This window comes from Agromyces sp. Root81, assembly GCF_001429165.1.
In the GTDB taxonomy this organism is placed as follows: domain Bacteria; phylum Actinomycetota; class Actinomycetes; order Actinomycetales; family Microbacteriaceae; genus Agromyces.
This window is the reverse complement of sequence record NZ_LMIR01000001.1, coordinates 824,360-843,557: the sequence shown is the minus strand read 5'-3', so window position 1 is coordinate 843,557 and position 19,198 is coordinate 824,360. Positions and strand designations below refer to the sequence as shown.

Here is a 19,198-nt window from a genome sequence, read left to right as displayed (position 1 = left end):
CAGCACATGACCGACATCATCACCGTGACGGGAGTCGTGGGAACCGATCCCAAGCATCACGTCACCAACGGCGGACTCGCCATCACCACGTTCCGGCTCGCCTCGACGCGACGCGTGTTCGATCGCACGAAGGGCGCGTGGGAGGACGGCGAGACCAATTGGTACACCGTCTCCGCGTTCCGGCAACTCGCCACGAATGCGAGCCTCTCGATCCGCAAGGGCGAGCGCGTCATCATCCGAGGTCGACTCCGGTTGCGGGCGTGGGAGACCGGCGAGCGTTCGGGCACGGCCGTCGAGATCGAGGCCGATTCCATCGGGCACGACCTCGCCTGGTGCGTGACCTCCTACGCCAAGGTCCGGTCCGCTCGTCCAGCGGATGCCGCGGCTGCAGCGACCCCGCAGGGCGACTCGGTCGACGGGTTCGACGCGACGGCCGCCGCCGGTGAGGGGATGTCGGATGACGCCACCTCCCCGTGGCCCGGCACCGCTGCTCTGCGGCCGCTCGGATTCGACGCCGACGGCGACGGCACCGCCGACGCCGACTCGGACGCCGCCACGGGCGGCGAGCCCGACGATGCGGACGATGCGGACGATCTCGAGGTTCCCCAGCTCGAAGACTCGTTCGCCCGCTGACCGGGAGTGCTCGCGCCTGCCGACGGCCCGTCCGAGCCGACATCGACGGCCTACCGCCTAGAATCGGCTCGGGCGGTCGCCACCGCCGGTGAGGGGAACGATGAGACGGCGATTCGGTACCACCGCGGCCCTGGCATTCGCAGGCGTCGCGATCATCGTCGGACTGGCGGGGTGCACTTTCGACGACCCGCAGCCGACAGCCCCGGCGACGGCGACGGCGCGGCCGACGCCGTCGGACGGTGGAGCCCCCGCGCCGACGGCCCCGGAGTTCAAGCCCGAACTCTCGGCGGCCGAGAACCTTCCCTACTTCGACTGGGTCAACGGCGGGGTCGTGGCGGCGAACGCCGCGGCCGGCGGGCGGGACTTCGTCGACGCCCTCACCGCGGCCGGGTTCGACAAGGCGCAGATGCAGGTCACCGCCGACACGACGACGATCGGCGAGGCGGCCGACTCCGTGCAGTTCTCCGTGCTGTTCCAAGGCGAATGCCTCATCGGGCAGTACGGTCCGAAGTCCGGCGGATACCACGGCGCCGTGCGTCCGCCGCTCGGCACCGGCACCTGTCTCGTGGGCCAGACCCGCCCCATAGACTGGTAGGCGACATGGCTGATTACATTTACTCGATGGTTCGCGCCCGCAAGGCGGTCGGCGACAAGGTCATCCTCGATGACGTGACGATGGCATTCCTGCCCGGAGCGAAGATCGGCGTGGTCGGCCCGAACGGCGCCGGCAAGTCGACGATCCTCAAGATCATGGCCGGTCTCGACCAGCCGTCCAACGGCGAGGCGCGACTGAGCCCCGGTTACTCCGTGGGCATCCTCATGCAGGAGCCCGTGCTCGACGAGACCAAGACGGTGCTCGAGAACGTGCAGGAGGGTGTCGGGCCGATCAAGGCGAAGCTCGACCGCTTCAACGAGATCTCGCTCGCCATGGCCGAGCCCGACGCCGACTTCGACGCACTGCTCGCCGAGATGGGCGTGCTGCAGGAGGCCATCGACGCCGCCGACGCGTGGGACCTCGACTCCCAGCTCGAGCAGGCGATGGACGCGCTGCGCTGCCCGCCGGGCGACGAGCAGGTCTCCGTGCTCTCGGGCGGTGAGAAGCGCCGCGTCGCGCTCTGCAAGCTGCTGCTCCAGAAGCCCGACCTGCTGCTCCTCGACGAGCCCACCAACCACCTCGACGCCGAGAGCGTGCTCTGGCTCGAGCAGCACCTCGCCAAGTACCCCGGCGCTGTGCTCGCCGTCACCCACGACCGGTACTTCCTCGACCACGTCGCCGAGTGGATCTGCGAGGTCGACCGCGGTCGCCTCTACCCCTACGAGGGCAACTACTCGACCTACCTCGAGAAGAAGCAGGAGCGACTCAGCGTCCAGGGCAAGAAGGACGCGAAGCTGGCCAAGCGTCTGGCCGAAGAACTCGAGTGGGTCCGATCGAACGCGAAGGGCCGCCAGGCGAAGTCGAAGGCGCGTCTGGCGCGCTACGAGGAGATGGCGACCGAGGCCGAGCGCACGCGGAAGCTCGACTTCGAGGAGATCGTCATCCCCGTCGGTCCGCGCCTCGGCGCGCAGGTGATCGAGGCGAAGAAGCTCCGCAAGGGCTTCGGCGAACGCATCCTCATCGAGGACCTGAGCTTCAGCCTGCCGCGCAACGGCATCGTCGGCATCATCGGCCCCAACGGCGTCGGCAAGACCACGCTGTTCAAGACCATCGTCGGGCTCGAGCCTCTCGACGGCGGCGAGCTGAAGATCGGCGAGACGGTCGACATCTCGTACGTCGACCAGAGCCGCGGAGGCATCGACCCGAACAAGAACCTGTGGGAGGTCGTCTCCGACGGCCTCGACTACATCATCGTGGGCAAGACCGAGATCCCCTCTCGCGCCTACGTGTCGCAGTTCGGCTTCAAGGGGCCCGACCAGCAGAAGAAGGCCGGCGTGCTCTCGGGCGGTGAGCGCAACCGTCTGAACCTCGCGCTCACGCTGAAGCAGGGCGGCAACCTGCTGCTCCTCGACGAACCGACCAACGACCTGGACGTCGAGACGCTGTCGAGCCTCGAGAACGCGCTGCTCGAGTTCCCCGGTTGCGCCGTGGTCATCACCCACGACCGGTGGTTCCTCGACCGCATCGCGACGCACATCCTCGCGTACGAGGGCACCGAAGAAGACCCCGCGAACTGGTACTGGTTCGAGGGCAACTTCGAGTCGTACGAGCAGAACAAGATCGAACGGCTCGGGCCCGACGCGGCGAAGCCGCACCGTTCGGCCTACCGCAAGCTCACCAGGGACTGAGATGCGCCTTCACGTGCCCACTCCGCTGCGGTGGAGTGACCTCGACGCCTACGGGCACGTGAACAACGCCCGGATGCTGAGCCTGCTCGAGGAGGCTCGCATCCAGGCGTTCTGGGTGAGCGACGACACATCCGAACACGCCGCCGGAGCGTCGACCGCAGTCCTCGACGCCACGCCGGGCGCGACCACGATCACCCTGATCGCGCGTCAGGAGGTCGAGTACCTCGCACCGGTCCCGTACCAGCGCCAGCCGCTCGACATCGAGCTCTGGATCGGTCAGATCGGCGGCGCGAGCCTCGACGTCTGCTACGAGGTCTACTCGCCGGTCGGCGTCGAGCCGCGGCAGCTGTACACCCGCGCCGTGACGACGGTCGTGCTCGTCGATGCCGTGACCGAACGGCCCCGCCGCATCGGCGAGGGCGAGCGGGCGGCCTGGGAGCCATACCTCGGCGATCCGATCACGTTCCGACGGCGTTGACCTGAGGCGGCGCCGCTCAGTCGGCGAGGGGTTCGTCGCTGAACGAGCCCTCCCAGACCGCTCGGCTGCCGGCCTCGCCGATGCGAACGAGCGTCCAGGTCGACCCGGCGGCGATCACGAGCGCCGCCGCGGTGAGCACGACGCCCACGCCGATGCGGATGCCCCGACCCGGTGTTGCGACTCGACTCGCGACGTCGCCGTCTGCGGCGCCGCGTCGCCGCGCGGCACGCTCGACGAGCGCCCACACGGCGATCGCGACCGCGAGCACGAGCAGCGCGATGAGCCACGGCACGATGTCCTCGCCTTGGGCCGTGTGCACCTGGATGAGCGGCGCCGGCGGCACGCGCTGCTCGAGCCACTTGCCTGCCTCGATCGTGACGAGTCCGAGTGGGAGCAGGATCGCCGCGCCGATGAGGGCCGGCAGCCACAGCACGCGGCGCGCGGCGGGCCAGGCCGCCACGACCACGAGCGTCAGGCCGAGCAGCGGCGTGAGCACGATGACGGCGTGCACGAGCAGCACGTGCAGTGGCAGCCCGGCGAACGAGTAGTCCATCGTCAGGATGTCGCGACGATGCGATCACCGGACACGGCGACGCCGATCGGCGTCAGGGGATCGAGCGCGGGACCCTGGATGACGTCGCCCGTCGCGGCGTCGTACATCGACCCGTGGCACGGGCAGTGGAACTCGTCGCCCGCAGCGGCCACCACGCACTGCTGATGGGTGCAGATCGCGCTGAACGCGACGACCTGACCCGCGGTCGGCTGTGCGATCAGGGCGGGCTCCCCGTTGATGGTCGCATCGATGCTGCCGCCGACGGGAACATCGGCGACCGCCGCGATGTCGTCACCGAGCGCCGGCGCGTCGGGCGCAGCCGACGGTTCGGCGGGCGTCTCTTCGGCGAGCGTCGGGGGCGGCGACGATGCGGCGCCGGTGGGGCTCGGGGCATCCGCTGCACACCCGACGAGCGCCAGGGCTCCGCCGACGGCACCGGCGGAACCGAGAGTGAGGATGGTGCGTCGTGTGGGATCGGTCATCGCCAGAACTCCTTCGTCCGCGTCGCTCACGTCACGCGAGCGCCCATTGCCCCATTCTGGGTCACCATCGGGAGCGGGCGAGGGATTCCACAGGATCTATTCAGGCGAATGCTTCGCGTCGCGCGCAGGCACCCGAACCATGCCTTCCTGCGCCACGCTCGCCACCAGCACGCCCTCGCGGGTGTAGATGCGCCCGAGCGAGAGGCCGCGACCGCCGCTCGCCGACGGTGAGTCCTGCGTGTACAGCAGCCACTCGTCGACCCGGGCGTCACGGTGCCACCACATGGCGTGGTCGAGGCTCGCGATCTTGAGACCCGGCGTCGCCCAGGCGACACCGTGCGCACGGAGGATCGGTTCGAGGATCGAATAGTCGCTCGCATACGCGAGCGCGGCCCGATGCATGTTGAGGTCGTCGGGCAGGCGGCCGAACGCCTTCATCCACACCGCCTGGCGCGGGACCCGCTCGCCCTCGACCGTGAGGTAGACGGGCGACGGGATGTGCCGTACGTCGAAGGCGCGCTCGTTCGACCAGTACCGGGCGATGTCGTGGTCCAACGCGCCGAGCACGTCGGCCGTCGTCGGCAGGGTGTCGGGGTCGGGAAGGTCGGTCGGCATCTCCACCTGGTGCGAGACGCCGTCGTCCTCGGTCTGGAACGAGGCGATGAGCGAGAGGATCGGCACGCCGTTCTGGAACGCATGCGTGCGCCGGGTCGAGAACGAGCGGCCGTCGTGCAGGCGGTCGACCGAGAAGGTGATGGGGTGCGCCACGTCGCCGGGCCGCAGGAAGTACCCGTGCATCGAGTGGATCGTGCGGTCGTCGGGCACCGTGCGCATCGCGGCGATCAACGACTGGGCGAGCACCTGGCCGCCGAAGACACGCCCGAGCGGCATCCACTGCGACGGACCCGTGAAGATGTCCTCCGTGGTGCGTGCACCGGTGTCGGTGAGGTGCAGAGTGCTCAGCAGGCCGTCGATCGGACCGTTCATCGTTCCTCCGTGTCGGTGGTCGGTGACCGCTCGTGACCCTCAGAGCGTGTGACCGCCGGGGCGGCGGCGCTCTCTTGGTAGTTTAGACAGGAGATGGCTCAACAACTCACGCTCGCCGACAGCCTGTCGCTCGGAGATCTGCACACGTACCTGCAGCGCGCAGGTCGCGTCGAAGACGGCTCCGTGCGCCTCATCGCGGGCTCCGGCATCCTCGCCGTGTACACCGCGATCCTCTATCCGCGGGGCATCCTCGACGAGAGCCCCACCGTGCTCGGCCTGCGCACCTTCGCGCTCGCCGACGACGAGGAGTTCGACTCGGTCGTGCCGATGCGCTCCCTCGTCGAACGCATCGTTCGCGCCCGGGGCGAGCTCGGCGAAGACGACGACTCGCGCCCCGTTTCGATGTCGCGGCCGCCCGAGGTCAACACCGTCACCTGGGCGGGCATCTCCCCGCCGCGGGGCGGCTGGCGACCGCTCGGCACGACGGATGCCGCGACGCTCGAGGCCGCCGCCCGTGCGGGCATCGACGAGGTCGCCGAGGCGATCCCCGCCGGCACGGGGGAGCAGCTCGTGCAGCGCGTGCGCTCCGAGGTGTGGGGGCGCGGCGTCGAGGGCGTCGAGTACGTGCCGACCGGTGCCGCGTTCGCGGCGTACAGCCTCGGGTTCCTCGGCGACGACGAGGTCAAGCTCTTCGAGACGGGCCCGTGGACCCGGCTCTCCTCGCGCCGCGGCCACGTGCTCGTGCGTCGCAAGCCCTGGAGCCTGAAGGCCTAGGGCTGCTCCGCTCCTGACACCTGTCGCGACCATGCCCCGCCGTCGGTGACGTACACGATCCGCGTGTGCCGGCGATCCGGCGAGCCCTGCCAGAACTCGATCCGGGCCGGCACGATCCGCCACAGCGTCCAGTCGCCGGGCTCGATCCCGGCGCGGGCCGCGGCCGACCGAGCCGCGAGGTCGGCATCGCTCTCCTCGCGGCTCGCTTCGAGCACCGTGCCGCGCACTCGCACCGCTCGCACGACCGGCTGCCACCAGAAGTTCAGCGCGGCCACCGGGTGCGCCGCGAGCTGCGAGCCCTTTCGCGACGAGCGCTGCCCCGCGACGGCCCACCCGCGCTCGCTCACGTCCTTGAGGATGAGCGTGCGCGCGTCCGGTAGGCCGTCGGCGTCGACCGTTGCGAGGGTCGCGGCGTGCGGCTCGGCGACTCCTGCGCGGGCCGCATCTCGGATCCAGTCCACGAACAGCGCCACAGGATCGTGCGGGAGCGCCTGGAGGTCCAGCCGCGGTGCATTGCCGGTGAGCGCGGGCTGCGCCCGCAACCAGTCGGCGATCGTCCCGGACGGCATGCCTCAGCCTCGGGCGATCGCGCGCCCGGCTGCCCGACCGGTGAACAGGCATCCGCCGAGGAAGGTGCCCTCGAGTGCACGGTAGCCGTGCACACCGCCTCCGCCGAATCCGGATGCCTCGCCGACGGCGTAGAGCCCGGGCACCGGTGCGCCGTCCGTTCCGAGGGCGCGCGAATCGAGGTCGGTCTGGATGCCGCCGAGGCTCTTGCGGGTGAGGATGTGCAGCTTCACCGCGATGAGCGGGCCGGCCTTCGGGTCGAGGATCCGGTGCGGCGTGGCCACGCGGATGAGCTTGTCGCCGCGGTAGTTGCGTGCCCCGCGCACGGCGGTGAGCTGCAGGTCCTTCGTGAACTCGTTGTCGACCTCGCGGTCGCGCGCGACGATCTCGCGCTCGATGTTCGCGGTGTCGAGTTCGGCCTCGGGCGAGAGCGCCCACATGCCCTCGAGGAGTTCGTCGAGCGTGTCGGCGACGACGAAGTCGACGCCGTGCTCCTTGAACGCCTCGACCGGCCCGGGGGCGCCGGAGCCGAGCCGCTGCGCGAGGAGCTTCAGGTCCTTGCCGGTGAGGTCGGGGTTCTGCTCGCTGCCCGAGAGGGCGAACTCCTTCTCGATGATCTTCTGGGTGAGCACGAACCAGGAGTGGTCGTGCCCGGTCGTCATGAGGTGCTCGAGCGTGCCGAGCGTGTCGAATCCGGGGAAGAGCGGCACGGGCAGCCGCTTGCCGGTCGCGTCGAACCAGAGCGACGACGGGCCGGGCAGGATCCGGATGCCGTGCATCGGCCAGATGGGGTCCCAGTTGGTGATGCCCTCGGTGTAGTGCCACATGCGATCGCCGTTGACGAGCCGGGCGCCGGATGCCTCGGCGATGCCGAGCATTCGCCCGTCGACGTGTGCCGGCACACCCGAGAGCATGTGCTCGGGTGCCGTGCCGAGCCGCTCGGGCCACGCCGCACGCACGAGGTCGTGGTTGCCGCCGATGCCGCCGGAGGCGACCACGACGGCGGGGGCGCGGAGCTCGAATTCGGCGACTTCGTCGCGGTTCGAGGGCTCCCCGCGGCCGGCTCCGTCGGGTGCGAGCACCGCGCCGCGGATGCCGACGACGGCCCCGTCCTCGACGATGAGCTCATCGACGCGGTGACGGTGACGCAGCTCGACGAGGCCGGCGGCCTCACCCGCCTTCACCTTGGCGATGAACGGCGCGAGCACTCCCGGGCCGGTGCCCCAGGTGATGTGGAAGCGCGGCACCGAGTTGCCGTGGCCGATGGCGTTGTAGCCGCCGCGTTCGGCCCAGCCGACGATCGGGAAGAAGCGCACGCCCTTCTCGTACAGCCAGGCGCGCTTCTCGCCCGCGGCGAACTCGACGTAGGCGTCGGCCCAGCGCCGACCCCAGTCGTCCTCGTCTTCACGGTCGAATCCGGCGGTGCCGTCCCAGTCCTGCTTCGCGAGCTCGAGCGAGTCCTTCACGCCCATGCGGCGCTGCTCGGGGGAGTCGACGAGGAAGAGCCCGCCGAACGACCAGTGCGCCTGCCCGCCGAGGCTCGCCTCGAGCTCCTGGTCGACGATCACGACGCGCTTGCCGGCATCGACGAGCTCCGCCGCAGCGACGAGGCCGGAGAGGCCGGCGCCGACGACGATGGCGTCGGCCGGCTTCTGCGTGCGTTCGGTCGCGGCGGGTGCGGGGGAGGCGGCCACAAGGACTCCTTCGTCTCGGGTGGTGCGTGGGGTTCGGGTGGGATCGGGTGGTGCTGCTATTCGTCGAACGTGTTGACCATCGCGTGCGCGGCTCGCTGGAGATAATCCCACAGGGTCTCCTCGGCGAGCGGCGGCAGGTCGAGCGAGTCGACCGCCACCCGCATGTGCGCGAGCCAGCGGTCGCGGGCATCGGGGTTCACCGTGAACGGCTGGTGGCGCATGCGCAGGCGGGGGTGCCCGCGCTGCTCGCTGTAGGTGCCGGGGCCGCCCCAGTACTGCTCGAGGAACATCGTGAGCCGCTCGGCGGCCGGACCGAGGTCCTCCTCGGGGTACATCGGCTTCAGCACGGGGTCGCCGGCGACGCCGCGGTAGAACTCCGCGACGAGCTTCTCGAAGGTCGGCCGCCCGCCGACGGTCTCGTAGAACGAGGGGCCGAGTGCCGAGCCGTGCTCGGTGCCGCGCAGCGGCACGTTCGCCGGTCGCGGAGGTCCGGATGCCTCGGCAGGCAGCTGCTCGCTCATGATGCTCCTCCGGCCGGCGGGGCCGGCGGCTTCGGTGCGCGGGGTGCGCGCGGCTTCTTGACTGCGGCACGGGCCGCGGCGGCTCCGGTGTCGCCCGCGGCGACGACGGCGTTCGGGGTCGTCTTCGGCGGCTTCGCGCCCTTGACCCGGGTGGCGCCCTCGAATCCTGCCAGCACGACGCTGGTGAGGCTCGGCAGCTTCACGCCGGTCTCGTCGAGCGCGCGCTTGAGCCGCATGCGCAGCTCGCGCGCCACGTCGTCCTTCGCCGAGGAGCGCACCTTCATGACCACGCGGATGACGAGCGCCTCTGCCGTGACCGACTCCAGACCCCAGACCTCGGGCTTCTCGAGCACGCGGGAGCGCCACTTGGGTGAGTGCGCCATCTCGGTCGCGGTTCGCAGCAGCGTCGCCTCGACCTCGTCGACGTCGACGTCGTACGGCACGGCGAGGTCGACGATCACCCGAGCCCAGCCCTGTGACATGTTGCCGACGCGGAGGATCTCGCCGTTGCGCACGAACCAGAGGGTGCCGTTCACGTCGCGGATCTTGGTGACGCGGATGCGCACCTCTTCGACGATGCCGGTCGCCGGGCCGAGATCGACGACGTCGCCGACGCCGAGCTGGTCCTCCACGACCATGAACAGGCCGTTGAGCCCGTCTTTCACGATGTTCTGGGCACCGAAGCCGAGGCCGGCGCCGAGCGCTGCGGTCAGCAGGGCGAACGAGCCGAGGATCTGATTGTTGATCGTGTCGACGATGAGCAGCACGACGATGATGAAGAGCGTCACGTTGACGATGTTCGTGAGCACCGTGCCGAGCGTGCGGGTGCGCTGCACCACTCGCACGGCCGCGAGCGGCGACGCCTGCAGCGCCTGGGTGTCGGTGACGTCCTGCTTCTTCTTGACACCCGTGACGATCTGCTTGACGACGCGCTCGATGACGAAGTGCAGCACCCAGCGGATCAGGAGCGCGAACGCGATGATGAAGACGATCGAGATGATCTTGCCGAGCACGACGTCCCAGTTCTCGGCCCAGTACGACGCGATCTGCGCCCAGAAGTCGGGATTCACCGGGTTCTCGTCGGGGGAGGGCGTGTCGAAACCGAGCATGGTGTGAAAGTCTACTGAGCCGTGCCCGAGAGCTCGCTGGCATCGCGCGCCTGCGCGGCGAGTGCACGCTCGAGTTCGTCGAGGTGCTCTGAGACGAGTCGGTGCAGCGGCGCCGGCGCCGGGTTCGCCGCGAGCCAGGTGCGCGTCAGGTCCGCGAGCTCGGAGGAGACGAACGACGCCGGGTAGAGCCGCTTCACGATGAGCGAGGCCATCGTGAAGCTCCGGCTCGCCCAGACGCCCTGCAGCGCGTCGAAGTAGGCGGGTGCGCTGCTCGCGAGCAGCTCGGGCTGCGTCGTGCGCTGCCAGCCGTCGGCGATCGCGCGCGCGAGGTCGTTCGACAGTGCCGCGTCCGTGGCGACGCGGTGCCACGCGGCATCCTTCACCGCCTGATCGGGGCGTGCCGCACGCGCGGTCTCGGCGAGGAGGCGTCCCTTGGCCGTGTCGTCGCGCGCGAGCGCCTCGTCGATCTCCTCGTCGGCTGCCGCGCCGAGCGTCGCCCGCGCGACCACGAGCTCCCAGTGCAGGTCGAGGTCGATCCCGAGCCCCGCGAGCTTGATCGAGCCGTCGAGCAGGCTCCCGAGCACGTCGGCGTGGGCGGCGGTCGAGGCGACGCGGGTGAAGCCCTTCACGAACTGCAGTTGGGTGTCGGAGCCCGGCTCGGAGAGCTCGGCGAGTGCCCAGACGGCGTCGCCGGCCTCGGCGGCGACCTGCGTGCGGTGCTCCTCGGCGAGGTAGCGCCCGATCGCGAGCTCGAGTCGAGCGAGTGCGAGCGCACGGGCCGCCGACTGCGTCTCGTGGCCGATGCTGCCGATGACCAGTCGCACGAACTCGATGGTCGGCACCTCGGCGTCGCGCAGCGCGTCCCACGCCGAACCGAGCACGACGGCGCGGGAGACGGGGTCGGTGAGCTCGGGGAGGTGGTCGATCGCGGTTCGAAGCGACGTCGGGTCGAGCCGCACCTTGGCGTAGGTGAGGTCGTCGTCGTTGACGAGCAGCAGGTCGGGGCGTCGCCGCCCGACGAGTTCGGGCACCTCGGTCGCGGCGCCGTCGATGTCGAGCTCGATGCGGTTCGTCCGTGTGAGCCCGGCGTCGCCGAGCTCGTAGCAGCCGAGCGCGAGGCGATGCGGGCGCAGCGTCGGATGCCCCGCTGCCGCGGACTGCTCGATGCGTGCGGCGGTGATCGTGCCCGAGGCATCCGTCTCGATCGCGGCGCGCAAGGTGTTGACGCCGGCCGTCTCGAGCCAGAGCGCCGACCAGCGCGTGAGGTCGCGGCCGCTCGCCGCCTCGAGCTCGTCGAGCAGGTCCCGGAGCGTGGCGTTGCCGCCGGCGTGCGCGGTGAGGTAGGCGCCGACACCGCGCTGGAAGGCGTCGAGGCCGACCCAGGCGACGAGCTGCTTCAGTACCGAGGCGCCCTTGTCGTAGGTGATCGCATCGAAGTTGACCTCGACGTCGGCGAGGTTCGCGATCTCGGCGACGATCGGATGCGTCGACGGCAGCTGGTCCTGTTCGGCCGCGTTCGTCTTCTGATCGCTGGCGAACGTCGCCCAGACACCGGTGAACTCGGTGACGGCAGCGGTCGCGAGGGTCGACGCCCACGTGGCGAACGATTCATTGAGCCAGAGGTCGTTCCACCACTTCATCGTGACCGAGTTGCCGAACCACATGTGCGAGAGCTCGTGCAGCACGACCATCGCGCGCCGCTCGCGCCGCGCGTCGGAGACCCGTGAGCGGAACAGGTACGACTCGTTGAACGTGACGGCGCCGACGTTCTCCATGGCGCCCCAGTTGTACTCGGGCACGAAGATCTGGTCGTACTTGCCGTAGGGGTAGGGCACCCCGAAGGCCGTCTCGTAGAACGCGAGACCGGCCTGCACGAGCTCGAACATCACCTCCGGCTCCGCGTACCGGGCGAGCGAGGCGCGGGTCAGCACTCCGAGCGGGATGTCGCGGCCGTCGACGCTGCGGGCACTGCCGTGCCACGCGGCGTACGGGCCGGCGATGATCGCCACGATGTAGCTCGAGATGACCGGCCCGGGCTCGAACGACCATGTCGCGACCGCATCGGTCGCCTCCGGGCCGGCGGCGGCCGTCGTCGGCTCCGGTGTCGCGGCGTTGCTCAGCACCGTCCAGGCCGCGGGCGCGGTGATCGTGAACGTGAAGGAGGCCTTCAGGTCGGGCTGGTCGAAGACCGCGAAGACTCGGTTCGCCTCGGCGACGGCGAACTCCGTGTAGAGGTAGGTCGCCCCGTCGACGGGGTCGACGAAGCGGTGCAGGCCCTCGCCGGTGTTGGTGTAGGCGGCCGTCGAGACGACACGGAGCTCGTTCTCGGCGGCGAGATCGTCGAGGCGGATGCGCGTGCCGTCGCTGGCCTCCGCGGGGTCGAGCGACCGGCCGTTCAGCGAGATCTCGTGCACCTCGGTGGTGCAGGCCTCGATGAAGGTCGTCGCCCCGGCCTCCGCGTCGAACGAGACGAGCGTCTCGCTGCGGAACGTGTCGCCCGCACCCGTCAGGTCGAGTCGGATGTCGTATCGCGGGGAACGTACGACCCGAGCGCGCTGTTCGGCTTCGATTCGGGTCAGATCGGCAGCGGGCATTCAGTGGCCTCCGTGTGGTCGTCGACTCGCCAGCCTAGCGACTCAGGGTGAGCCGGGCATCGACAGCAGTCCGTGCTCGTAGGCGTAGATCACGAGCTGCACGCGGTCGCGCGCGTCGAGCTTCTGCAGCACCCGGCCGACGTGGGTCTTCACCGTCGACTCCGAGAGGAAGAACTGCTCGGCGATCTCGGGGTTGCTCCGGCCCTCGGCGATGGCGATGAGGATCTCCCGCTCGCGGGGCGTGAGCGAGTCGAGCCCCGGGGCGCCGCTCGGCGCTGCCGTGCCCGGCAGCTCGCCGGCGAACAGCTCGATCATCCGGCGGGTGACGCGCGGGGCCAGCGCGGCCTCGCCGGCGTGCACGGTGCGGATCGCGCCGACCAGCTCGGCGGGCCTCGAGTCCTTCAGCAGGAATCCGCTCGCGCCGGCGCGGATCGCGGCGAACGCGTACTCGTCGAGATCGAAGGTCGTCAGCACGAGCACGCGCGTGGCCGTGCCGCCTCGGGCGATCGCCTCGGTGGCGGCGATGCCGTCGACGTCCGGCATGCGCACGTCCATCAGCATGACGTCGACCTCGAGTGAGTCGACGAGGGCGATCGCGCTGCGCCCGTCGGCGGCCTCGCCGACGACGACGAGATCGGGCTCGGCTTCGAGCACCATGCGGAGGCCGGTGCGCACGAGTGACTGGTCGTCGGCGATTGCGACGCGGATGGGAGGCGGTGCGGTGCTCATGCTGGGTCCTCGGGGTTCGCTGCGCGTGGTTCGGTCGGTGTGGTCGGTGTCGTCTCTTCGGCTCGGAGCTCGGCGTGCAGTCGCCAGCCCCGTACGCTGCCGGGACCCACCTCGAGCGTGCCGCCGTAGAGGGCGACCCGTTCCCGCATGCCGACGAGTCCCTTGCCGCCGCTGCCGAGTTCGGACGTCGATGCGACGGCGGCGTCGTCGAGCACGTCGACCTTCACCGTGCCGGCGGCGTGCTCGACGCTGACGTCGACGCGATGCGCGGTCGCCGCATACCGCAGGGCGTTGGTGAGCCCCTCCTGCACGATGCGGTAGACGTTCAGCTGCAGGTTCGGGTCGACGATCGGCGGCCCGACGGTCGTCAGCTGCACCGGCAGCCCGGCCGCGCGGAATCGCTCCACGAGCACCGGCAGCGCCGCCGTGCCCGGTTGCGGAGCGAGCTCGTCGGGGCAGGCCGACGCATCGTCGGGCTCGGCCAGCACGCCGAGCATGCGTCGCATGTCGACGAGCGCCGCACGGCCGGTGTCGGCCACGTGCGCCATGGCCTCGGCGGCGCGCACCGGATCGCGGCCCACGGTCGCCGCCGAACCGTCGGCGAGTGTCACCATGACGGTGAGGCTGTGCGAGACGATGTCGTGCATCTCGCGGGCGATGCGCGAGCGCTCGAGCGCGGTCGCGAGCTGGGCCTGCTGGTCGCGCTCGCGGGCGAGGTCGTGTGCGCGGGCGATGAGGGCGTTCAGGTACCGGCGCCGGTTGCCGACGGTCACTCCGATGAGCGTCGCGATCAGCAGCAGCACCGTGAACTGCGAGGCGGATGCCGGTGCGTTGGCGCCGAACGGTGCCACGGTGTCATCGGCCTGGGTCCAGACGGCGATGTAGGACGAGGCCGTCGTGACGACCACCGAACCGGCGAAGCCGATCCAGGCGGAGCGGGTCGAGCCGTAGACGGCGAGGGCGTACAGGGCGAGCAGCAGCGGGAGCACGTCGGTCGACCCGAAGGGATAGACGACGAGGCAGACGATCCAGGCGACGATGACGAGCAGCCATGGCCGTCGGCGCCGGAACAGCAGGATCGCAGCGGCGGCCACTGCGATGGCGACGAACTGCGCGATGGCGATCCACACAGGCGGCGGGGTCGGGACGAACATCAGTGCGATCGTTCCGACGAAGGTCGGCACGAAGTACAGCGCAGTGATCAGCGAGTCCGTGAGCCACGGGTGCCGCGCCCAGAACTGCCGGATCACGCCCGGCGGCTTCGGCAGACGAAGTTCTCCCCCGACTACCGAAGCCGGGTAGCCGGGGGAGATGGGTGCTTCCGTCATGGACTGGACTCTACGCGTCCCGTCGCTTCAGGAGCACCGCGGCGCCGGCAATGGATGCCCCCATCCAGCCGAGCACGATGAGGAGGTTCAGCCAGACGCCGAACCCGTCGGCGGTGGGCTCCGCCGTCGTCGAGGTGAACATGTTCATGCCCGCGTTCGGGAGCAGGTACGGCACGAGGTCGTGCGCCCACTCGGCGGGGATCATCTGCAGCACCATCGGCAGGAGCAGGAGGAGACCGAGCACCGCGGCGATGCCGCCAGCGCTGCTGCGGATCATGGTGCCGACTCCGAGCGCGAACACCGCGACGAGCGCGAGGTAAAGCGCGCCGCCGAGGAGCGGCAGGAACACCGCGGGTTCGGCGATGCTCGCCGTGACGCCGATGCCCGCGAAGGCCATCGAGGAGACGAGGAACGCGCCGAGGTTCGCGATGAGGCCGACGATGAACGTCGCGACGAACAGCACGACGCCCTTGGCCGCGAGGGCCGGCAGTCGCTTCGGCACGGCCGTGAGCGTCGAGCGGATCATGCCGGTCGTGTACTCGCCACTGATGACGAGCACGCCGAGCACGCCCGCGACGAGCTGGCCGAAGTAGACGCCGAACACCGAGGACTGCACGACGAGCGTCAGCTGGTCGGCGGCGGGCATGCCCGAGGCATCAGCACCGCCGTTCATGCCGCTGGCCATGCTGAGCGACATCATGAGCGCCATGCCGAGCGAGATCGCGATCACGATGAGGTACGACCAAGTGGTCGAGCGGAGGCTGCGGAGCTTGATCCACTCGGAGCGGAGCACGCCGCCGAACGACAGCGAGGTGGAGCGGGCGCGCTGCGAGGGGTGCGCCAGCGGCGGGGTGATGGTGGTCATCGGACGGCCTCCGTGCGGTATTCGACGGCGTCGGCGGTCAGGGCCATGTAGGCCTCCTCGAGCGACGCGCTGAGCGGGGTGAGTTCGTGGATCGCGAGCCCGTGCTGCGCGGCGAGGTCGCCGATGCCGGCTGCTGCGACGCCCGTGACCTCGAGCACGCCCGCTTCCGAGCGGATCACCGCGACCTCGGGGGCGGCGAGGAGATCGGCGAGCTGCGAGGAGTGCGGCGAGCGCACCAGCACTCGGGGACGCGTGCCGCCGGCGATGATGTCGGCGACGGGGGCGTCGGCGATGATCTCGCCGCGGCCGAGCACGATGAGGTGATCGGCGGTGAGGGCCATCTCGCTCATGAGGTGCGAGGAGAGGAAGATCGTGCGGCCCTCTGACGCGAGGTGGCGCACGAACTGGCGCACCCACAGCACCCCCTCGGGGTCGAGGCCGTTGACGGGCTCGTCGAGGATGAGGGTCGCCGGGTCGCCGAGCATGGCTGCCGCGATGCCGAGGCGCTGGCCCATGCCGAGCGAGAAGCCGCCGACGCGCTTGCGCGCCACTGACTCGAGTCCGGTGAGTTCGATGACCTCGCGCACGCGGCTCGCGCCGATGCCGTGCGTCGCCGCCATCGCCAGCAGGTGGTTGTAGGCGCTCCGGCCGGTGTGCACGGCCTTCGCGTCGAGGAGGGCGCCGACCTCGTGCAGGGGTGCGCGGTGCGCGGCGTAGGGCTTGCCATTGACCGTGACGCGACCTGCGCTCGGTCGGTCGAGTCCGACGATCATGCGCATCGTGGTCGACTTGCCCGCGCCGTTCGGGCCGAGGAAGCCAGTGACCTGACCGGGGCGGACGGTGAAACTGATGTCGTTGACGGCGGTCTTCGCGCCGTAGCGCTTGACGAGCCCTTCTGCCGTGATCATGCTTCAACGCTAGAGATCGGGCGGCCCCGGGGCATCCGCCTGAAGAATGGTTCAGGGCGGGCCGGGATGGTACCGAAGTACCATGCCGACCCGCCCTGGACGGTCGTGCCGGTGCTACTGCGCGTCGCGCGCCTGCGCGGCGAGTGCGCGCTCGACGCCGGCGACGTTCTCGACCACGAGACGACGCAGCGCGGGCGCGGCGTCGGCGTTCTGCGCGAGCCACGCGTGGCTCGCGTCGACGAGCGCACGGCTCGCGAGCGGCGCCGGGTAGAGCAGGTCGACGAGCTTCTCGGCGATCGCGTAGCTGCGGTTCTGCCAGATGTCGCCGAGCATGCCGAAGTACTGCTCGATGAACGGGGTGAGCAACGACTGGTCGTCGGCACGCACGAAGCCGGTCGCAGTCGTGCGCACGACCGAGTTCGTCGCCGTGTCGACGTCGATGACCGACGCCCACGCGCGCTGCTTGCCCTCGGCGGTCGGCGTCGCCGCGCGGGCGTGCGCGGCCGACTCCTGACCCGTGGCCGTCTTGTCCGACTCGAGGCGGGCGTCGATCTCGGCGTCGCCGGCGCGACCGGCGGCGACGAGTGCGATGAGCAGCTCCCAGCCGAGGTCGGTGTCGATGTCGAGGCCGTCGAGCGTGATGGAGCCGTCGAACAGGCCCGCGAGGGCGTCGACGTGCGAACCCGCCTCGGCGATCGAGGCGAACGCCTTCACGAACTGGAACTGGGCGTCGCTGCCGGCCGCGGCCTGCTGTGCGAGCTGCCAGAACCCGTCGGCGAGCACACGGCGCGCGTCGGAGCGACGCTCGGGGGCGACGTACGAGCTCGCCGCGAGCTGCGCGTTCGCGAGGATGATGCGCAGCGTCGTCGACTCGGTCTCGCTCGCGATGTTGCCGAGCACGAGCTCCAGGTAGTCGCTCGCGCTCGTCTCGGCGTCGCGCACCGCGTCCCACACCGAGCTCCAGACCAGGGCGCGGGCGAGCGGGTCCTCGATCTTCGACAGGTTCCCCAGCGCGACGTGCTGCGACGCCTCGTCGAGACGGATCTTCGCGTACGCGAGGTCGTCGTCGTTCAGGAGCACGAGGTCGGGGCGCGCGAGGCCCACGAGCTCGGCGACATCCGTGCGCTCGCCGTCGATGTCGAGCTCGACGCGGTGCTCGCGCACGAGCGCGCCGTCGACGAGGTTGTAGAAGCCGATCGCGGCGCGGTGCGGGCGGATCGTGGGGTAGTCGGGGTGGGCCGACTGCAGCACCGTGAACGAGGTGATCGTGCCCGCGTCATCCGTCGCGATCTCGGGGCGCAGGGTGTTGACGCCCGCGGTCTCGAGCCAGAGCTTCGACCAGGCCGACAGGTCGCGGCCGCTGGCGACCTCGAGCTCGCCGAGCAGGTCGGCGAGGGTCGTGTTGCCCCACGCGTGCTTCTTGAAGTACGCCGAGACGCCCGTGAAGAAGGCTTCGATGCCGACCCAGGCGGCCAGCTGCTTCAGCACCGACCCGCCCTTGGCATAGGTGATGCCGTCGAAGTTGACGAGCACGTCTTCGAGGTCGCGGATCTCGGCGACGATCGGGTGCGTCGAGGGCAGCTGGTCCTGACGGTACGCCCAGCTCTTCTCCATCGAGTTGAAGGTCGTCCACGCGTGGTGCCACTCGGTGGCCTCTGCGGTGGCGATCGTCGACGCCCACTCGGCGAACGACTCGTTGAGCCACAGGTCGTTCCACCACTTCATGGTGACGAGGTCGCCGAACCACATGTGCGCGAGCTCGTGCAGGATCGTGACGACCCGGCGCTCCTTGATCGCGTCGGTGACCTTCGAACGGAACACGTAGACCTCGGTGAAGGTCACCGCGCCCGCGTTCTCCATCGCACCGGCGTTGTACTCGGGCACGAAGAGCTGGTCGTACTTCGTGAACGGGTAGGGCACGTCGAACTTCGCCTCGAAGTACTCGAAGCCCTGCTTCGTCTTCTCGAAGATGTAGTCGGCGTCGAGGTACTGCGAGAGGCTCTTGCGGCTGAACACGCCGAGGGGGATGACCCGCCCGTCGGAGCTCGTGAGCTCGTCGCGCACGACGTCGTAGGGGCCGGCGACGAGCGCGGTGATGTAGCTCGACATGCGCGGGGTGGCCTCGAATGCCCAGGTCGCCGTCGAGACGTCGTCGGCGCGGCGCCCCGACGGGTGCAGCTCGGGCTCGGGCGTCGGCTGGTTCGACACGACCTGCCAGTGCGAGGGCGCCGTGACCGTGAACTTGAACTCGGCCTTGAGGTCGGGCTGCTCGAACACGGCGAACATGCGGCGCGAGTCGGGCACCTCGAACTGCGTGTAGAGGTAGACCTCGCCGTCGGCGGGGTCGACGAAGCGGTGCAGGCCCTCGCCGGTGTTCATGTAGCGGCCGTCGGCGACGACGACGAGCTCGTTCTCCGCGGCGAGGTTCGGCAGCTGGATGCGCACGCCGTCGCTCACCACTGCGGGGTCGAGCTCGACGCCGTTCAGGGTGACCGAGTGCACGGCCGCCGTGATGGCATCGATGAACGTCGACGCACCCGCGGTCGCGGTGAACCGCACGGTCGTCTGAGTGCGGAACACCTCCGGACCGGTGGTGACATCGAGCACGACGTCATAGTCGCGCACCGAGACGAGCGCAGCACGCTCCTCGGCTTCGATTCGGGTGAGGTTCTCTCCGGGCACGTCTGCTCCTT

General features: G+C 70.2%; 18 protein-coding genes. 5 read left to right on the top strand and 13 right to left on the bottom strand.

All coding sequences use genetic code 11. The annotated features are described in order from the left end of the window. Nucleotides 1–6 precede the first annotated feature (6 nt). From ASE14_RS20890 to ASE14_RS04035, 4 genes are all read left to right on the top strand, one after another. The gene (locus ASE14_RS20890; RefSeq protein ID WP_056651001.1) at nucleotides 7–633 is read left to right on the top strand and encodes a single-stranded DNA-binding protein; all 627 of its coding nucleotides are present in this window, start codon (nucleotides 7–9) and stop codon (nucleotides 631–633) included. A 100-nt stretch (nucleotides 634–733) separates the two neighbouring features. After that, on the top strand, nucleotides 734–1,228 hold the full coding sequence (locus ASE14_RS04045) for a hypothetical protein (RefSeq protein WP_056650998.1): 495 nt from the start codon (nucleotides 734–736) through the stop codon (nucleotides 1,226–1,228). Nucleotides 1,229–1,233: 5 nt separating this feature from the next. Next, nucleotides 1,234–2,916: an energy-dependent translational throttle protein EttA gene (gene ettA, locus ASE14_RS04040; RefSeq protein ID WP_056650993.1), complete on the top strand. Its 1,683-nt coding sequence runs from the start codon at nucleotides 1,234–1,236 to the stop codon at nucleotides 2,914–2,916. A gap of 1 nt (nucleotide 2,917) precedes the next feature. After that, complete coding sequence (locus ASE14_RS04035; RefSeq protein ID WP_056650990.1) at nucleotides 2,918–3,394, top strand: thioesterase family protein; 477 nt, start codon at nucleotides 2,918–2,920, stop codon at nucleotides 3,392–3,394. Between the two features lie 16 nt (nucleotides 3,395–3,410). Here the strand turns inward: ASE14_RS04035 and ASE14_RS04030 are convergent, their stop codons facing one another. The 3 genes from ASE14_RS04030 to ASE14_RS04020 all read right to left on the bottom strand — a co-directional run bounded on the left by ASE14_RS04030 (nucleotide 3,411) and on the right by ASE14_RS04020 (nucleotide 5,416). Further along, the gene (locus ASE14_RS04030; protein ID WP_056650987.1) at nucleotides 3,411–3,947 is read right to left on the bottom strand and encodes a hypothetical protein; all 537 of its coding nucleotides are present in this window, start codon (nucleotides 3,945–3,947) and stop codon (nucleotides 3,411–3,413) included. Nucleotides 3,948–3,949: 2 nt separating this feature from the next. Further along, entirely contained in the window at nucleotides 3,950–4,429 is a 480-nt protein-coding gene (locus ASE14_RS04025) for a ubiquinol-cytochrome c reductase iron-sulfur subunit (protein ID WP_056650984.1), read from the bottom strand. Nucleotides 4,430–4,525: 96 nt separating this feature from the next. Then, the gene (locus tag ASE14_RS04020) at nucleotides 4,526–5,416 is read right to left on the bottom strand and encodes an acyl-CoA thioesterase II (protein WP_056650975.1); all 891 of its coding nucleotides are present in this window, start codon (nucleotides 5,414–5,416) and stop codon (nucleotides 4,526–4,528) included. A 93-nt stretch (nucleotides 5,417–5,509) separates the two neighbouring features. Between ASE14_RS04020 and ASE14_RS04015 the strand changes: the two genes are divergently transcribed. Continuing rightward, the gene (locus tag ASE14_RS04015; protein ID WP_056650972.1) at nucleotides 5,510–6,190 is read left to right on the top strand and encodes a hypothetical protein; all 681 of its coding nucleotides are present in this window, start codon (nucleotides 5,510–5,512) and stop codon (nucleotides 6,188–6,190) included. Here ASE14_RS04015 and ASE14_RS04010 read toward each other — a convergent pair. From ASE14_RS04010 to pepN (ASE14_RS03965), 10 genes are all read right to left on the bottom strand, one after another. Then, entirely contained in the window at nucleotides 6,187–6,759 is a 573-nt protein-coding gene (locus ASE14_RS04010) for a pyridoxal 5'-phosphate synthase (protein ID WP_056650969.1), read from the bottom strand. The genes ASE14_RS04015 and ASE14_RS04010 overlap by 4 nt on opposite strands. A gap of 3 nt (nucleotides 6,760–6,762) precedes the next feature. Further along, a complete protein-coding gene (locus tag ASE14_RS04005) occupies nucleotides 6,763–8,451 on the bottom strand; it encodes an FAD-binding dehydrogenase (protein WP_056650966.1) in 1,689 nt (562 codons plus the stop codon). Nucleotides 8,452–8,507: 56 nt separating this feature from the next. Beyond that, a complete protein-coding gene (locus ASE14_RS04000; RefSeq protein WP_082600042.1) occupies nucleotides 8,508–8,972 on the bottom strand; it encodes a globin in 465 nt (154 codons plus the stop codon). Then, nucleotides 8,969–10,081 (bottom strand): mechanosensitive ion channel domain-containing protein, encoded by a 1,113-nt coding sequence (locus ASE14_RS03995; protein ID WP_082600040.1) that lies wholly within the window; start codon nucleotides 10,079–10,081, stop codon nucleotides 8,969–8,971. Before ASE14_RS03995 ends, ASE14_RS04000 begins: the two co-directional genes overlap by 4 nt. Before the next feature lie 11 nt (nucleotides 10,082–10,092). Further along, on the bottom strand, nucleotides 10,093–12,675 hold the full coding sequence (gene pepN, locus ASE14_RS03990) for an aminopeptidase N (RefSeq protein ID WP_056650963.1): 2,583 nt from the start codon (nucleotides 12,673–12,675) through the stop codon (nucleotides 10,093–10,095). Between the two features lie 42 nt (nucleotides 12,676–12,717). Continuing rightward, nucleotides 12,718–13,404, bottom strand: a complete 687-nt coding sequence (locus ASE14_RS03985; RefSeq protein WP_056650959.1) for a response regulator transcription factor — start codon at nucleotides 13,402–13,404, stop codon at nucleotides 12,718–12,720. Beyond that, nucleotides 13,401–14,732: a sensor histidine kinase gene (locus ASE14_RS03980; RefSeq protein ID WP_157372768.1), complete on the bottom strand. Its 1,332-nt coding sequence runs from the start codon at nucleotides 14,730–14,732 to the stop codon at nucleotides 13,401–13,403. Before ASE14_RS03980 ends, ASE14_RS03985 begins: the two co-directional genes overlap by 4 nt. 10 nt (nucleotides 14,733–14,742) lie before the next feature. Further along, complete coding sequence (locus tag ASE14_RS03975) at nucleotides 14,743–15,597, bottom strand: ABC transporter permease subunit (protein ID WP_056650955.1); 855 nt, start codon at nucleotides 15,595–15,597, stop codon at nucleotides 14,743–14,745. Then, nucleotides 15,594–16,505 (bottom strand): ABC transporter ATP-binding protein, encoded by a 912-nt coding sequence (locus tag ASE14_RS03970; protein WP_056650952.1) that lies wholly within the window; start codon nucleotides 16,503–16,505, stop codon nucleotides 15,594–15,596. Before ASE14_RS03970 ends, ASE14_RS03975 begins: the two co-directional genes overlap by 4 nt. Before the next feature lie 114 nt (nucleotides 16,506–16,619). Continuing rightward, entirely contained in the window at nucleotides 16,620–19,187 is a 2,568-nt protein-coding gene (pepN, locus tag ASE14_RS03965) for an aminopeptidase N (RefSeq protein ID WP_056650949.1), read from the bottom strand. Nucleotides 19,188–19,198: the final 11 nt, after the last annotated feature.

Coding starts and splice junctions, on each gene's coding strand:
- ASE14_RS04020 (WP_056650975.1), bottom strand. CDS start 5,416: ATGAACGGTCCGATCGACGGCCTGCTGAGCACTCTGCACCTCACCGAC.
- ASE14_RS03975 (WP_056650955.1), bottom strand. CDS start 15,597: ATGACCACCATCACCCCGCCGCTGGCGCACCCCTCGCAGCGCGCCCGC.
- ASE14_RS20890 (WP_056651001.1), top strand. CDS start 7: ATGACCGACATCATCACCGTGACGGGAGTCGTGGGAACCGATCCCAAG.
- ettA (WP_056650993.1), top strand. CDS start 1,234: ATGGCTGATTACATTTACTCGATGGTTCGCGCCCGCAAGGCGGTCGGC.
- ASE14_RS04025 (WP_056650984.1), bottom strand. CDS start 4,429: ATGACCGATCCCACACGACGCACCATCCTCACTCTCGGTTCCGCCGGT.
- ASE14_RS03970 (WP_056650952.1), bottom strand. CDS start 16,505: ATGATCACGGCAGAAGGGCTCGTCAAGCGCTACGGCGCGAAGACCGCC.
- ASE14_RS04035 (WP_056650990.1), top strand. CDS start 2,918: ATGCGCCTTCACGTGCCCACTCCGCTGCGGTGGAGTGACCTCGACGCC.
- ASE14_RS04010 (WP_056650969.1), bottom strand. CDS start 6,759: ATGCCGTCCGGGACGATCGCCGACTGGTTGCGGGCGCAGCCCGCGCTC.
- ASE14_RS04045 (WP_056650998.1), top strand. CDS start 734: ATGAGACGGCGATTCGGTACCACCGCGGCCCTGGCATTCGCAGGCGTC.
- ASE14_RS04015 (WP_056650972.1), top strand. CDS start 5,510: ATGGCTCAACAACTCACGCTCGCCGACAGCCTGTCGCTCGGAGATCTG.
- pepN (WP_056650963.1), bottom strand. CDS start 12,675: ATGCCCGCTGCCGATCTGACCCGAATCGAAGCCGAACAGCGCGCTCGG.
- ASE14_RS04030 (WP_056650987.1), bottom strand. CDS start 3,947: ATGGACTACTCGTTCGCCGGGCTGCCACTGCACGTGCTGCTCGTGCAC.
- ASE14_RS03980 (WP_157372768.1), bottom strand. CDS start 14,732: ATGACGGAAGCACCCATCTCCCCCGGCTACCCGGCTTCGGTAGTCGGG.
- ASE14_RS03985 (WP_056650959.1), bottom strand. CDS start 13,404: ATGAGCACCGCACCGCCTCCCATCCGCGTCGCAATCGCCGACGACCAG.
- ASE14_RS03995 (WP_082600040.1), bottom strand. CDS start 10,081: ATGCTCGGTTTCGACACGCCCTCCCCCGACGAGAACCCGGTGAATCCC.
- ASE14_RS04000 (WP_082600042.1), bottom strand. CDS start 8,972: ATGAGCGAGCAGCTGCCTGCCGAGGCATCCGGACCTCCGCGACCGGCG.